Source organism: Bowmanella dokdonensis, from assembly GCF_017254865.1.
GTDB lineage: Bacteria > Pseudomonadota > Gammaproteobacteria > Enterobacterales > Alteromonadaceae > Bowmanella > Bowmanella dokdonensis.
Genome location: NZ_JAFKCV010000045.1, coordinates 1 through 855 on the forward strand (window position 1 = coordinate 1; position 855 = coordinate 855).

General features: G+C 55.8%; 1 protein-coding gene. It reads right to left on the bottom strand.

Annotated elements, in window-relative coordinates; genetic code table 11:
- On the bottom strand, positions 1-766 hold a 766-nt coding region (locus tag J0A66_RS21450), incomplete at its 3' end, for an IS91 family transposase (RefSeq protein WP_206575902.1).
- Between the last annotated feature and the right edge of the window lie 89 nt (positions 767-855).

Here is an 855-nt window from a genome sequence, read left to right on the forward strand (position 1 = left end):
TGAAGGGGCCACCCCGGACATAGCGGGCCAGGTAGATGGCCACACCCTTGCCATGTTCATAACGTTTGCAGCAATGCACTATCCAGTCTTTCCTACCCAGGCGGTTAAGGGAGCTGCGGAGTTTCGCTGGGGTATTGGTGCCAGCCAGTACCCCTTGGTCAATGGCGCTGCGCAGCAGGGCCAGCAGTTTGCCCCGGTAAACTTGCATCAGTAGTTTCTGCGGGAACAGGATGTGCTTCTTCGGTGTCACCCAGTTGCCCTGGTGAGATAAGCCACCATGGCTTATCAGGCAATGAATATGTGGATGTAAGCTTAAATCCCTGCCCCAGGTATGCAGGGTCATCAACACGCCGGGCTGGGCATCCAGATAGCGCTTATCCTGGCTGAATGTCTTCAGGGTGGCCTGCACCGCCTCAAACAACAGGTCCGTCATCAGTGCCCGGTTGTACTGCCACAGGGCATGCAACTCACTTGGCAGGGTGAAGATTACATGATGGTGGGGGCAATCAAGCAGTACGGACTCGGTATGCTCAAGCCAGCGCGCTGTGCTCAGGCCGTTACATTGAGGGCAGCTACGATGACGGCAGGAGTTGTACCAAACCCCTTGCACATGACCTTCGGGGCAGCACTGGACATGCCCGCCTAACACCGCAGTCCGGCATTGCATGACTGACGAGGCCGCCTTCCTCTGGGCCAGGGTACAGCGACGGGTTGCGAGGTAAGCGGGAAAGTGGTGCTGGAAAAGAGTTTGCAGTGTCCATTTCATGGATCTAGGTATAGAATCAAACCACTGTATATTCAACCAGCAATTTCTTTATTTCAGGCTTCTCCGAGGCCTGCCTCGGCGGGTTCAAC